At 46.7% G+C, this 12941-nt stretch carries 16 protein-coding genes; 8 read left to right on the top strand and 8 right to left on the bottom strand.

Annotated elements, in window-relative coordinates; translation table 11 throughout:
• Positions 1 to 85 precede the first annotated feature (85 nt).
• Positions 86 to 712 (top strand): LysE family translocator, encoded by a 627-nt coding sequence (locus ACJJIQ_RS07880; RefSeq protein WP_444913791.1) that lies wholly within the window; start codon positions 86 to 88, stop codon positions 710 to 712.
• A gap of 360 nt (positions 713 to 1072) precedes the next feature.
• Here ACJJIQ_RS07880 and ACJJIQ_RS07875 read toward each other — a convergent pair whose 3' ends face one another.
• Positions 1073 to 1657 carry a hypothetical protein gene (locus ACJJIQ_RS07875; RefSeq protein WP_445364236.1) on the bottom strand — a complete coding sequence of 195 codons (585 nt, stop codon included), beginning with the start codon at positions 1655 to 1657 and terminating at the stop codon, positions 1073 to 1075.
• Positions 1658 to 1793: 136 nt separating this feature from the next.
• On the opposite strand from ACJJIQ_RS07875, the gene ACJJIQ_RS07870 reads away from it, so the two are divergent.
• The 4 genes from ACJJIQ_RS07870 to ACJJIQ_RS07855 all read left to right on the top strand — a co-directional run bounded on the left by ACJJIQ_RS07870 (position 1794) and on the right by ACJJIQ_RS07855 (position 5093).
• Positions 1794 to 2735 carry an IS1595 family transposase gene (locus ACJJIQ_RS07870; RefSeq protein WP_445362153.1) on the top strand — a complete coding sequence of 314 codons (942 nt, stop codon included), beginning with the start codon at positions 1794 to 1796 and terminating at the stop codon, positions 2733 to 2735.
• 158 nt (positions 2736 to 2893) lie between these two features.
• Positions 2894 to 3211: a hypothetical protein gene (locus ACJJIQ_RS07865; protein ID WP_445364235.1), complete on the top strand. Its 318-nt coding sequence runs from the start codon at positions 2894 to 2896 to the stop codon at positions 3209 to 3211.
• A gap of 4 nt (positions 3212 to 3215) precedes the next feature.
• Complete coding sequence (locus ACJJIQ_RS07860) at positions 3216 to 3488, top strand: hypothetical protein (protein ID WP_445364234.1); 273 nt, start codon at positions 3216 to 3218, stop codon at positions 3486 to 3488.
• 21 nt (positions 3489 to 3509) lie between these two features.
• Positions 3510 to 5093, top strand: a complete 1584-nt coding sequence (locus ACJJIQ_RS07855; RefSeq protein WP_445364233.1) for a PepSY-associated TM helix domain-containing protein — start codon at positions 3510 to 3512, stop codon at positions 5091 to 5093.
• Between the two features lie 251 nt (positions 5094 to 5344).
• On the opposite strand, the gene ACJJIQ_RS07850 is transcribed toward ACJJIQ_RS07855, so the two are convergent.
• The 6 genes from ACJJIQ_RS07850 to ACJJIQ_RS07825 form a co-directional block, all read right to left on the bottom strand.
• Entirely contained in the window at positions 5345 to 5914 is a 570-nt protein-coding gene (locus ACJJIQ_RS07850; protein WP_444927832.1) for a carboxymuconolactone decarboxylase family protein, read from the bottom strand.
• 112 nt (positions 5915 to 6026) lie between these two features.
• Positions 6027 to 6941 (bottom strand): SMP-30/gluconolactonase/LRE family protein, encoded by a 915-nt coding sequence (locus ACJJIQ_RS07845; protein ID WP_445364232.1) that lies wholly within the window; start codon positions 6939 to 6941, stop codon positions 6027 to 6029.
• Positions 6942 to 7100: 159 nt separating this feature from the next.
• Positions 7101 to 7802 (bottom strand): cytochrome c biogenesis CcdA family protein, encoded by a 702-nt coding sequence (locus ACJJIQ_RS07840; protein ID WP_445364231.1) that lies wholly within the window; start codon positions 7800 to 7802, stop codon positions 7101 to 7103.
• The gene (locus ACJJIQ_RS07835) at positions 7795 to 8205 is read right to left on the bottom strand and encodes a thioredoxin family protein (protein WP_444913085.1); all 411 of its coding nucleotides are present in this window, start codon (positions 8203 to 8205) and stop codon (positions 7795 to 7797) included. The genes ACJJIQ_RS07840 and ACJJIQ_RS07835 overlap by 8 nt, the downstream gene beginning before the upstream one ends.
• Before the next feature lie 283 nt (positions 8206 to 8488).
• Positions 8489 to 8977, bottom strand: a complete 489-nt coding sequence (locus ACJJIQ_RS07830; protein ID WP_445364230.1) for a hypothetical protein — start codon at positions 8975 to 8977, stop codon at positions 8489 to 8491.
• Positions 8978 to 9344: 367 nt separating this feature from the next.
• A complete protein-coding gene (locus ACJJIQ_RS07825; RefSeq protein WP_108733199.1) occupies positions 9345 to 9713 on the bottom strand; it encodes a putative quinol monooxygenase in 369 nt (122 codons plus the stop codon).
• A 447-nt stretch (positions 9714 to 10160) separates the two neighbouring features.
• Between ACJJIQ_RS07825 and ACJJIQ_RS07820 the strand changes: the two genes are divergently transcribed.
• Entirely contained in the window at positions 10161 to 11018 is an 858-nt protein-coding gene (locus ACJJIQ_RS07820) for an urea transporter (RefSeq protein ID WP_445364229.1), read from the top strand.
• Between the two features lie 21 nt (positions 11019 to 11039).
• Here ACJJIQ_RS07820 and ACJJIQ_RS07815 read toward each other — a convergent pair whose 3' ends face one another.
• A complete protein-coding gene (locus ACJJIQ_RS07815; protein WP_445364228.1) occupies positions 11040 to 11525 on the bottom strand; it encodes an SRPBCC family protein in 486 nt (161 codons plus the stop codon).
• Positions 11526 to 11813: 288 nt separating this feature from the next.
• Between ACJJIQ_RS07815 and ACJJIQ_RS07810 the strand changes: the two genes are divergently transcribed.
• Both ACJJIQ_RS07810 and ACJJIQ_RS07805 read left to right on the top strand, forming a co-directional pair.
• A complete protein-coding gene (locus tag ACJJIQ_RS07810; protein ID WP_413661976.1) occupies positions 11814 to 12173 on the top strand; it encodes an ArsR/SmtB family transcription factor in 360 nt (119 codons plus the stop codon).
• 205 nt (positions 12174 to 12378) lie between these two features.
• Positions 12379 to 12852, top strand: a complete 474-nt coding sequence (locus tag ACJJIQ_RS07805) for an SRPBCC family protein (RefSeq protein ID WP_445364227.1) — start codon at positions 12379 to 12381, stop codon at positions 12850 to 12852.
• The last annotated feature ends 89 nt before the right edge of the window (positions 12853 to 12941 follow it).

Here is a 12941-nt window from a genome sequence, read left to right as displayed (position 1 = left end):
CAGAAGCCTCAAAAGCACAATTTACGTACAGTTTTTGAGCATATAGAATCAATGCATAAAAGCCCTAACTATCACTGAGTGCCTCATGACAATCTCTACATCCTTAGCTCTGTTCATTTCAATGCTAGTTCTAGCACTGATACCTGGGCCGGGAGTATTAGCTGTTGTTTCCCGGTCAGTGACACTCGGCTTGCGCCAGGGATTAATTACAGTAATGGGAATTGTTGTAGGTGATTATTTCTTTATTTTGTTAGCTCTGCTTGGCTTAGCAACGCTAGCCGAAACCTTGGGGAGCTTATTCATCGTTATTAAATATGCTGGAGCAGCCTATCTTATCTGGCTGGGAATGAATATCTTTCTCTCAGCAAAGAAAAGACAAGTCGACCAAAACCAAATAGCTACAAGCCACTCCCATAACAGCTTTTCAAGTTTTCTACTGGGCTTAGTCACCACGCTGGGTAATCCGAAAGCTATTCTTTTCTACGTAAGCTTCTTTCCAGCCTTCCTCGATCTAACTCGCGTTGCTTCTTTGGACATTGCAATTATATTTGCAATTGCAACGCTAGCCGTAGGCAGTGTGATGGCAGGTTATGCGTACCTTGCCTGCAAAGCACGGTCAACAATCAGTCAATCAGGAAAGACCCCGGCTCTAAAATACGGCTCTGGGACTTTACTTATAGGAAGTGGTGTTTTTATTGCGGCAAAAAGTTAGTGCCTCCACAAGGTGCAGAAGTAATAGACCTAAGGAGCCTCTGAGTAACTCCGTAATGCCTCTGCGGGTCTTGAAGGCTGCAGATGTTAGGCGCAGCTCGCCGCGAATGGCCGTAGCCCTTTGCAAGAGCTGCAACGCAGCAGCTGTGGCCTTCAAGGCCCGCCCTTCGGGGCTTGCAGAGCGATTCACACTCCGCGTTGCGATTTCTTGAAAGGTCTAGACATTCCTGCGAAGCCGCGCCTTGATTGTGAACCGCTCTGCATGCCAGAGGTATCACGGAGTTACTCAGAGGCTCCCTAATTACTGCTCTCTGTTAGTTAGTCTAAGGAGGACGACCGTTTTACTTAGCTCTAAAGCTACTCACTCATGTCGGCCTGCTAATGCTACTTCTAATGCCTTCCTGATTATTTTTGCATCATCCAGCGCTCGATGAACTGTGAATTTGTCAGAGTCCTCCAGCTTTTCGCGCTCATTAATGAATGCTCTTAAGTGATTTTCAGAGCCACCAATTAGCTCCTGAATATCCCTGAGTTCAAACTCCTGATGAATGCCAGTATCAGAAAAAAGGGCATTGCACCAAAATCTATCCCAGAGTAGGGCATCACAATAGACAATCTGACCTGAAAGAATCCTGTTTAGGCTATAAGCCACTGTAGTTGGATCTATACCCTCGGATTCCAGCTTTGATTGGGAAATGTTATGTATCGATTCAGCATCATCGGACCAATAAGACCAGTGTGGCATTGGTTTTATTAGCGCCTGGTATTCCACTGTCTCAGAGCAGAGGCCAACTTCTATAGGGTAACTCTGCCTGGATAAGCCACTGGCTTCGAAGTCAATAATCCACATGATAAGAACGATAAGATATGGAAGAAAGGTAAAAGAACTTAGCACCTCTTCCTTGCTACCTTCCAGTCTGTCTGCATTTTCAAGCCAATTGAACAAACATGTATCTTAAGATAGACTACAACTGATAATGATTATTATTTGTGACTTAAATTTACCTAATTACCACTCTTGCTAAGTTATGCGTAACTGTATATAAATACAGCTATCTCGTTGATCTGCAAGGGAATACGCCATGGCTCGCAACAAGGTACAGTTTCAGAAGGGTATTAGTTTGACCCAATTCCTCAAAATGTACGGCAGCGAGGAACAGTGCTTCGATGCACTGTCGCAGTGGCGTTGGCCCAATGGCTTTAGTTGTCCTCACTGCGGGCATGACAAGCATTGCGACCTCGCTTATCGCAAGCTTAAGCAATGTAACCATTGTCGGCGTCAGACATCGATTACCTCTCGTACAATTTTTGACTCCACGAAGCTCCCCCTCACCACCTGGTTTCTCGGTATTTTCCTGATTACTCAGGATAAGAAGGGCATTTCCTCTATGGAGCTATCTCGACATCTAGGTATCTCTTACAACGCAGCATGGCGTATGAAGCAGAAACTCATGCAAGTGATGATGGAGCGAGACCAACGATACAAACTGTCCGGTTTTATTGAACTAGATGATGCCTATCTCGGTGGTGAGCGTACTGGATGCAAGCCCGGGCGCGGAGCCAAGGGTAAAACTCCCTTTGTGGCGGCCGTTGAAACAACCAAGGAGGGACGCCCAACCCGTATTAAGCTCTCAATTATCAAGGGCTTCAAAAGCAGTGAAATTTCAACCTGGAGTAAAAAGTACCTTTGCAGTGGCAGCACAGTCATCTCAGATGGTCTTCCATGCTTCAATGCCATTAAGGAGGCCGGTTGTGTACATGACAAAATTGTTTGTGGTGGTGGCCGAGCTTCTGTTGAAGAGCCTGAGTTCTATTGGGTAAATACAGTACTTGGTAATTTAAAGAGTGCGCTACGTAGCACTTACCATGCTATTAGGCCGAAATATGCACAGCGCTATTTGGCAGAATTTCAATATCGCTTTAATCGGAGGTTTGATTTGTCGGCACTCATTCCAAGATTGATTTACGTCTCTCTTCGGACACCACCGATGCCAGAAAGGTTGCTAAAAATTGGCTTAGCATAAGTGGTAATTAGGTAAATTTAAACCCGGTAGATCGCTAAATACAAAGCTTCCCAGTATTGAAGGCAATATTTGCAACTACGAAACTCCATTTCTGTAAAGAATAAGCGCAATGTTCAAAAAATCCGCGACCTCTAAGTAAAGAAGGCTGGAAAACTTCAATGTCTAACCTGGTGGCTTTCCTACTTACTTATTTGGCTGTACTACTTATTTTTGTAACCAGACATAAAGATCTACAGCTCAGTAGTTTTAAGCGCTTACAAAGAATTGCCTGGTGGGTGCTTCCGGTGAGTTCAATTCCTTATGGATTCCTATATGGTTGGGAGGTAGGGATACCCATCTGGCTTTGTGTCGCGATGTTCTGCGCTTTATTACAAGCACTGTTCGCCCCAATCAAACCTAATTGGCTGCTTCGCCATTTTCCACTGTCAGTAGTGGGCTTGTTGGTATTAGAGCAGGCTCTTCTGACTATCGGATAACTCTATGGCTGCTTCAATAAAAATCAGTTGGCAACAGGTCACCCTGACCATTGTGCTGAGCATTATCTTGATGTTTTCCAGCACGGTGATGTTGTCGATTTACTGGCCGTCCGCCGAGCCAACAGAACGGATGGCAGCGGGATCTATGTTATCGACACTTTTATGGGTCGGGTATATGAGTATGGGGTTACTCGCCGCCTCCACTTGGCGCGCAGCGGCATACCTATTATCCCTGTTGCTGGTCATGCTCGGACTAAGCGCTCTTTCTTTTTTATAATTTTCGGTCTAGCCAACTTAAATGCAACAGCGTAGCAATATCCTTTTTTACGAAATTCACTCCTGGATTGGGGTGTTATTTTCTATTCTGCTATTCGTAATTTCCTTTTCCGGCGTGGTCGCACTATTTGGCCACGAGCTGACCCAATGGGAACGCCCCGAGCATCGTATTGCCTTCGATGCTGAAGCGCCTGTGGATGTAGATCAACTGGTCGCTCCGGTGCTCGCCGAGGCAAATATCGGTGAGGACAGCTTTTTTATGATCTCAATGCCAGACTACTACCACCCTATGCTGGAAGTACTCTGGACTGATGCTGAAAGCGAGGAAACCGAGGTACGCCATATAAACCCCAATACCGGTGAAGTGCTGCCGCCCAGCGGCTCTGATTTCGCTGAGCTATTGACGTATATGCACACTGATCTACTGTTTCCCAGGCCTTTTGGACGCTACCTGGTTGGACTGATGGGCTTGGTGATGCTGCTCTCCATATTAAGTGGCATCATCATTCACAAGAAAATCTTTAAAGAGATGTTTAAATTCCGTGTGGATCGCAGCAGGCGGCTCAAATGGACAGACCTGCACAAAGTATTAGGGGTCTGGCCGCTACCGTTCCATATAGTGATTGCTTTTACCGGCGCAATACTTGGCCTGAATGGCATTATGATCCAGGTTGCTGCATTTTCTGCTTTTGAAGGTAATGTGGAAGCTGCAGTCGCCTCGGTAGTGGGGGAACACCCTGAGATAACTGGCGAGCCTTTGGAATCCAGTAGCTATAACCAAATTCTGCTGCGCTACCAGGACCAAGTGCCTAATGCGAAACCCAAAGCCATTTTTGTGGAGGCCTACGGGGATCGCAATCAGGTTGTCCAAGTCTCGGGCCAAACAAACGAGGCGCTGGTGCGCTTTGTAGATGTCAAATACCGCAGTGAAGATGGCGAAGTAGTTAACATCAATAACCCAGTGCAGGACTCAGGTCCGTTTATGCGGGTGTATTTTTCACTGACTCCGCTTCACTACGCACTCTACGGTGGCTTCCTGATAAAAGCCCTGTACTTTGTGTTGGGATTGGCATTGTGTTTGATGATGGTAACGGGCACCGTGATCTGGCAGGTTCGCAAGGCGCAGAGGCAAAAGCTCCCCTCTGGTGATATTAATACCCGAGGTTCCGGCTGGTTCCTCAGTTTGCTCACGGTAGGGGTTTGTGCCGGTCTGGTTGTCGCCACCGCGGCCACGTTCTATGCCAATAAGCTGTTACCTCTCGGTGGTGGTGGCGATCAGCGCTTTCACTGGATTGAAATGGTGTATCTCTCTGTATGGGGAGTGGCCATAGCCTGGGCGATGTTGCGCCGCCAGATAAAACCTGCATTAGCAGATCTCTCACTTTGTGCAGGCTTGCTGCTGTGCGGCATCCCGCTGCTGAATGCGCTGGTAACTGGAAATGGTCTGCTGGTCCCCTGGAAGTCCGTCACTTTGCCAGTAGTCTTCACTGACCTGGGCGCCCTGGTAATGGGTGTCATTTGCCTCTATTCGAGCAGATATATCTACAGGCAGGTATCCCAGTCAAAGCAGTCTGCAGATATACCCCAAGCTGTTGCCGCCCAATAACGGGTATTTCCTGCGAGATGGCGAATGCCATCTCGTAAACTTTATAGAATCAGTACAGCACTGGAATAGGGCGCTGCAACCTATCCCAACTACACACTTTACCTTCCACTCAATTACTCTCGAAGAGAGTGGTATTTACTTTCAAGCATTCAGAGGACGCTACTTTTTTCACAACTTACATATGGGATGAGTGTGTCGTTGGGCTGGATAAATCCAGAACATTCTTGCCCCCTCCCGAACCGAGACGCTCCCTAACTCCCGTCGCCAGGTATGGAAATATCAAAACCATTTAAAATGGCAGAGACCTGATGATAGCCAGCCACGAGAAAGACCAGTTCGGCGGCACCCTCGTTACCGAAAGCACTCACGGCCATCTCCCAAGTAGCCTTTGGCAGGCGGCCTCCAGCTGCAAGTGATGCGGCGACATCATAAGCAGCGGTTTCCTCAAAAGTTAGGTCTATCGGACGCTGGCCCGCTGCGATAGTGGCAATTTTGCTCCTTGCCAACTCACTTTTCTCACCAATAACCGTATGGGAGTACAGCTCATAACCCGCTTTAAAATGAGCTGCGGTGATTAGAATCGCAACTTCCCGAGCAGCCTTAGGAAGCGTGGGTTTGTCTGCAATAGCCTTGATATTGTCCCACCAGGGCTTTCCAAACCTGGGATATTGCAGTGCTGGTGCCCAGGGCCCCAGTAAAGCGCCATCCTTGCGCTTCTTGATGAAACCTGTGAAATACCCCTTCATCTCATTGCTCATATCTTCGTAAAGGGGTTTCTGTTCCTCGCTGAGTTCTTCAGGTGGGATGGCAGGGATACGCAACTGACACCTCTCTTGTCCAATTGGCGATTCAGATTTATCACACACAAAGATTCTAGCCCGACAGAACGCAAGATTCGGGATGCCTGTTTGAAGAGTTGCATTCAACAGCAGATTAACTGCCGAACTTTGGCTCAGGAAGCCCCTGAATTCCAAGCCCGTGAACGGCTAAGATACAGCCCGGTTGAGGATGTCGAGCCAGTTCCTCTTTAGTGAGGAATGACTGCTGAGATGTGACAAACAGTGTCTCATAATTATTACCGCCAAAAGCGATGCAGGTAGGGCTTCGAATCGGCAGGTCGATCTCTCTATCAAGCCTTCCTTTGGGATCTACTCGCAAGATTTTGCCCCCAAGATTCAACGCAAACCAGTAAAACCCCTCCGTATCTACCGTTGCACCGTCGACAATTCCTGGTTGTCGGTCTTCAATGGAGAAGAAAGGGCGCCGGTTACTAATCCGGCCGTCACTGATATCCAGATCGAATACGTAAACCATATGTCCAAAGGTATCCCCGAAATACATTCGCGTATCTTCAGGGTCAAAAGCAATGCCGTTGGCTACAACAAAGCGAAAATCCTTATCGGCCTTTCGGTAGGTTAGATCGGGTTCCAAACAATAGAGATAGGAAGATTTGTCTTTAAAACGCACATCCATGCTACCGCACCAGAAACGCCCATAGCGGTCCACTTTGCCATCATTCAAACGACTGTGGGGCCTACCGGGTTCAGGATTAACGATTGTATCGACACGCCTGTTTTCCAAGTCGATCGCAAAGAAACCGGAGCATCCACCTCCGATCATTCCGCCTCCACGACGGAAGCCAAAGGAGCCTATTTGTTCAGGCATCTCCCAGGTCTTGCGTTCGCCTGTTTCGATATTGAAACTTCTTATGGATGGAGGCCGGGCATCAGCGGGGTCAGGTTCGGGGTTAACGTGATCAGCCCAATAAATAGACTTGTCTTCCGCTGACCAAATCGGTGTCTCGCCCAATCCATCATTGCACTCCCATAGACACTCGATTTCTACCACCGTAAATCCTCCAATATGAAAAGTGCGCATTCACGCCGATGAAGGGAGCGAGTACCTAATGAGTCGTAAGGCTAATTTTGTGATTCCAAGTTAAGAAGGCCGAATAAGAATACCCGGCCCGTAAAAACCAATATGGCTTGGCTTACCACTAAAAGACCATCAAAAACTGAAAGTCCACTCGGGAACCCAATTCAAAGCCCAGGCTTCCATTACTTTATCAAGCCCACTCAAGACCAGTACCCCGAGTAGTAATAGTATAAGACCTAGTACTGTTTTGCCTCCAATCGCGAAAGCCCCAACTGATGGTGACAGTCGAGTATAAATCTGCTTCGATAGCATCCCAGCCACTAAAAGCGCTGTACCGGTACCTAGTCCGAAAGCAAACATCACCATAAATGACTGCCCCAATTGTTGGCCCATGGAAGCCAGTGCTATAGCGGCACCCAGGGTAGGGCCAACACATGGCAGCCAGATGATTCCGGTAAGGAAGCCAATACCAAACTGCCCAGCCCAAGCTCCATCACCGGTAATGCTCGCCCCTGCGGTGATTTTTGATAAGCGTAAGGTAAGCCAATCGGAAAGTGGTTTGATCAACAAGACAAGTGCAACCGCCACTAACATTATCGCGGCAATATAGCGGAAGAGTTCTGGGTCTAATCCTAAGGAGACCAATAGAAAGCTCAGCACAGTACCAGCCAATGCAAATGACAAGCTCAGCCCAATAGCTAACGCGTACGGCCCCCAGCGCCCGGCACTATTAGAAGCCCCGACAACCATTGGCACCAATGGCCAAACGCAGGGAGAGAGAATACTGAGAGTACCCGCGATCAAAGCCAGGGGGATGGCGCTAAGCTCAAGCATTGTCAGTGCAAGCCTTAACTGAATCGAAGATATTCTGCTGAATTACATCGGCACGAGTTTCGGCAACACTGAACCACACCTGTTGCTCCCCATTAAACAGTAGTAGCGTTGATTGCCGAGGAGCGCGGAAGTGCTTAACCCACTTTTTCTGGGAGTCGAAATCCACATTCAGGATCGTAAGGCCACACTGGGCATTGTCCCTCTGAAACTGCGCCAGAATCTCGCCCTGCTTTTTACAGGTTGGGCACCAATCTGCTCTCACATCGATCAAAATGGATCGTTTGGCGGCTTGTAACTCCTTGAATCGTTCTTCGGAAAATGGCTCTGATGCTAGAGCGAATGGCATAGAAAAAACTAATGTAGCGGCGATCAAGGTGCGAAGAGCTAAGCGGATAAATTTCATACAATCCATATCCTTAGTGGCAGGGTATAAGCCCTAATTTGAAGACAATCTGTTTAGATACCCATCTTGGTCGTACTGGAGTGCAAATTCTTACAGTAAGGCTACGAGGATTTGTTCGACTAGGAACCCTGGGCCGACTCTCTGTGTATTCAGGAGCGAAGAAGGCTAGGCATCGAGATGGAGAAGGGTGATGGCCTCACTGTCATAAAGTAACAACCAGGTGAAGTTGGAGCCTCCAAAGAACTTATAAGATCTGTGGGAGTCCTACCTGTTATCGCACTAATCACAGAGTTTTTCGGAAAAGGATTTTGGCCAGGTCTATTGAGATATGGTCTACGAAGTAGATGGGTTTTAATACGGCGACACCTTCACTCTCCAACATCAAAACCACCCAAAATTGGCGCTTTGCAGTCTCAGTACTTATTGCTATTGGAACCCATATAGCACTGATAGTTGTTCCAGTATCAATCGCTCCAGGTCCAACTCCTAGGACCAACACGTCGCTAGAAGTCAATTTACTGGCCCCATTTACTCCTCTGCCTTCTACGTCTCCGCCAACTGCTGAAGAACCGAGCGTAGTATCAGAGCAGGATACCGCTCCGACAGATGCAGTAACCGTTACTAGCCCGCCAATACCTGATAGTTTGAATAAGGTGAAGCCAGCCAAAATAGAAGAGCCACCACCCAAATTGGAAGGAGCATTAGAGGCAAGGCCCCATTCCGGGGATTTCCCAACTGCGCCAAGGTCAGGGCGACAACCGACTGTATTCAATCCCGCTCTTGAGAGAAAAATAGCCAGGGAACGCAACAAAGTCCGTCGATATCAGCCTACAGAAAACAGAAACCAGACCTCGACAGGAACCTTTGTTCAAGTTGGAGACCGCTGTTTTGATGTTAAAGAGCTACCTGCTACAAATACAGACAGTGATCTAAACCCATGGTTTGGTGCGAAGTGTCCAGATAATTCCAGATCACAAGCAGAAATCGATCGATTGGCTGAGAAATATGGGATTCCATGAAGCTGCTGGAGTAACTTTTTATAAATGAAAGGGTACCCAACCTTCACCAGTTGTCTTGAAACATGTAGTAATCAACTCAACTGGTGAAAGTCTTACACCTTTACTTTCTTCGCTTAAAGGTTAGTGAGCCTTACCACCTGAACGTTCAAATCCAGCGTAAGGGTGGTATAGAGTTGATTGCAGGCCTGAGTGACGCTCCCGAAGATCTTGTGGCATATCTCCTAGGTGGACTAAGCGAGTCGGTTCAGCAGCCGCTATCCAACGATCGGCAAAGTTGTCCCACGAGTCAATATGCTTATGAGCTGACTTGGAATCCTTGAAATGCTCATAGATAAGCACGTTTCCATCATCGGTTACGTAATACTGGTAGTTCAGGGTTCCACCTTCTTTCTTAGTTGCTGCGACCATCTCATTCACAACAGCTTTGAACTCCGCTTCATGTCCCTTTCTTATCTTTCCCTCGATAATCCAACCTACATTGTTAAACATGCTTGCTACCTCACTACCGAAAGTATCGTTTAACCATATACACCGGAATAGCTTAAAGTACTACCCACGGCGCTTAAGTGGTGTGTTGAATTGTAGATGGTTTTTGGGGAAGCACATTCAATCGCAGGGTTGAAGAAAATTTAATAAGCTAAAGCAGGCTACAGGTCTCTGGTCAGAACGTGACAGTCAACTAAGTAGCACTACAATATATCGAGCTTACCTGGTAACTGTGTATTGCCCATGGCTTATTCTGGATAACCTAAAGTTAATAGTATATTTATGACCGTGAACAAGTGAGCAGGTAGGGTCTATTACAACTTATTCAGATTAAGAAAGATAATGGATAACCCCTTTGCTAATCTCATACACAATATATTCTAATTTCACTTGGCTCAAAATCTGGCAGCCACACTAACTAATTCGAATTAAGGCTGTAATAGAGATACTATGACAAAGCCAATAACTACAAAACTCAGAAATTGTCTTGTCAGTCTCTTCAGAGGAATTAGCCAGGTCATCCTACAAAGAAACGCCTTGAGTGGCTTTCTATTCATACTCGGAGTAACAGTTAACTCTATTGCCATGGCTATAGGGGTCGCAATTGGGGTTATCACCTCAACTGCCTGTGCAAATATTCTTAATTACCCCGTAAAACAAATTGAAGATGGACTATTTGGGTACAATGGAGCTTTGATCGGTGTAGTCATATTCTTATTATATGCTCCATCTTTAATGACTTTTTTATTGATTGTCGGTGGAAGTGCTTTAACAGTCTTAATCATGCGCTTTATGCTGCTTCATTTTGTCCTTCCGCCTTATACTGTGCCCTACATTCTGGTGATATGGGCTATATGGATATTGGCTCCAGCACTAGGTCTAGCGCCAACTGCAGCATTCATTAACGAAAATACCTCAACCTGGGGGATATTCGAAGGTATTGGTCAAATAATCTTTCAGAACAATGCCATTACAGGTATTTGTTTTTTAATTGGGATTTTAATCTCGAATAAATCTCATGCGTTTTGGAGTATTATTGGTGGAATGCTGGCCACATCACTGGCCATGTTCCTGGCCTTATCACCCACATTAATTCTTGCCGGGCTCTTCGGTTACAATGCATCTTTGAGCGCTATTGCATTATCAAATGGTCGTAAGCGATGGCTAGCCCCAATTGCAGGGAGCATATTAACCGTTCCAATCGCAATGGCTTTTATGAGCGCTGATATTATTGTATTAACCGCACCATTTGTTATCGCTAGCTGGATTATATTGTTGATCCAAAGAAAACTAACATTAACTCATTAATCCAGCCCATTAGAGAAAACACTAGCTCGTGAAAAATTCGGTAAGTACAGCTTCCATTTGACGAATTGATTGAGTCCAACTGACTTTTGCCAGTTTTGCATAGTCAGTGTTGAGAAGCGTATGTGTCAGAGTAACGATGGTACCAAGCTCAGTGCCCCTGAACACAACTTCAACCAAAGATGCATTTTCTTGCAACTCGGTGTTGGTTGGCAGATTAAGATTGCAATGCTCGTGGACTTCAAAAACTAATCGCTTTGGCCTGTCAACGCTGCGATACACACCAGACATAATGCAGGAACTGCCGTTTGGAGCAGTCATCTCAAAAGCAAAGCACCCACCAATCTTGGCGGTGAGGTTGAATACACGTGTCGTGAAATCGTCAGGCCCCCACCATTTTTCAACCATGTTGGGTATGATCCAGGCATCAAAGACCTTCTCTGGCACTGCCCGGACTGTATAAGAGATCGGTTCGGTTCGAACATCCTTTTGATATGTAAAATCGATCACTGTTGCACCTTATTCTTTTAAGTAAGGGGGTTCCAGCAGCCTGTTAACACTGAAACATTTTATCTTTGTCCTATAACACCATTTAATCGACTCCACCTGATTCTATGATCATAGTAGGGAGCCAAACCAGCGCTTGCAGACGCTCTAGAGCATATCCATTATCGTTGAGGTGGCGAGGCTAATCGAATGACTGAATGAGCAGTTTCCAAGTAACCTTAAGCTGCTTTTAATACGTAGCTACACCCAGTAGCCATTGCCTAACAATTTTTCACCGATATACTTATTCAGATGGAAGAAAATCACGACAACCTGAATACTGTTTTCCAAGCTCTGGCTGATCCAACACGACGCGCTGTCATTCAGCATTTGATAAGCGGACCAGCGTCGGTCACCGAGCTCGCAGAACCATTTGAGATGGCACTCCCTTCGTTCATGAAGCATATTGGTGTGCTGGAGGATGCGGGCTTGATTCGCTCCAAGAAAACCGGTCGCGTGCGAACCTGTGAGATAAAACCCAAGCAACTGACTGCCGCACAAAAATGGATCAATACACAAACGGCTATATGGGAAGGCCGGATGGCTCGGATGGCGAGCTATGTCGAAACGCTTGATGCAGAAGAGCAGGATGACTTAGTACAAAAGGGGTAAATGCCCGAACAGTACGGATCCCCCAGGCGTAAACCAATTTCTCTCCCTCCACCCCACCTAGCACTGAAGCTTTAACCGCGCGGAGCAATTCACGGGTTATCCATTGACCTAACAATTGCTGTTAACTATAGTTATCCAAAAAGCTAACTATCATTATTTTTGCACTCGGCTGTTTACGCTTTGCAAACATCGCAGAGGGATTCGCATGAGCCAAGATTTATCCCACGACACCATATCGATCAGTAGAACGATCAAAGCACCGAGAGAGTGGGTATTTTCCGCATGGGAAGACCCACAAGCCCGCTCGATATGGGGGCCACCCTCTGAAGAGGAATCAATCGAATTTCTCGAAAATGACTTTCGCGAAGGAGGCCTAGACGTCCATCTATGCGGTCAAAGTAGCGATCTGCGATTCCGGGTCGAAACACACTATTACGAAATCAGAAAGCCACATCGGCTATTGTTCACCGAACGTGTAACTACGGATGGCTCTCCACTGAGTATCTCTTTGATTAGCGTGGAGATCGGCAATAGTGAAAGCGTGACAGAACTCAAGGTAACGATACAAATCGCCTCCCTGGCTGGCTCGGGAATGATCGAGGGAACTCGCAATGGGTGGCAGCGGGCCCTTTCTAATCTGACTGCTTACTTGGAAGCAAGAAAAGTAGAAGCCGAATAGAGAAGGGCAATATTGTTTCTCTTCGGGCTTCAATAGCCATTGAGTAACAGTCCAAGTACAACCCGCAGCATCATTTGGGCCAATAGAAC

The sequence above is a fragment of the Microbulbifer maximicatervae (SeqCode) genome (assembly GCF_052468295.1).
Note: the sequence above shows the minus strand (reverse complement) of the source record. Positions and strands in the feature narration are given on the sequence as shown.